The organism is Bradyrhizobium ferriligni, from assembly GCF_056837965.1.
The window spans coordinates 1-408 of record NZ_JBXEJO010000356.1 but is presented as its reverse complement, the minus strand read 5'-3'; the positions used below and the strand labels follow the sequence as shown (position 1 = coordinate 408).

Below are 408 nucleotides of genomic sequence, written 5' to 3'. Positions count from 1 at the left end.
ATATAAGACAACGTGAAGAACAGTTTGATATGTTCAACATACGATTTACGCAATGTGTACATGTTTTGCTCTTGTAATACAAAGTAGACATGAAAATGCTTTTGATCCTCTGTTTTGATCCTGTTAAAATTGGTTGAAATATCACATCTGAGTTATACAGATAATACAGTTTTTCTTTAAAATACTGTCACATGATCAGAACAAAAAATCGTGTCTGTAACAAACGCAGTAAATACAAGAACCTTTTTTTCCGAAAGACAACAAATGCAGTGGTTTGGACATTTAATGAGAATGAAATACAACCAACCACCAATAACAGCATACAATAAAAAGAGATTGGGTACTAGAGCTAAGGGAAGACCAAGAAAAAGATGGATAGACAATATCAAGACCTGTCTCTTATACACA

At 32.8% G+C, this 408-nt stretch carries 1 protein-coding gene; it reads left to right on the top strand.

Annotated elements, in window-relative coordinates; translation table 11 throughout:
• Positions 1-210: 210 nt before the first annotated feature.
• Positions 211-408, top strand: a 198-nt coding sequence (locus AC1VNY_RS42800; protein WP_482409723.1) for a hypothetical protein, incomplete at its 3' end; no start/stop codon positions are given.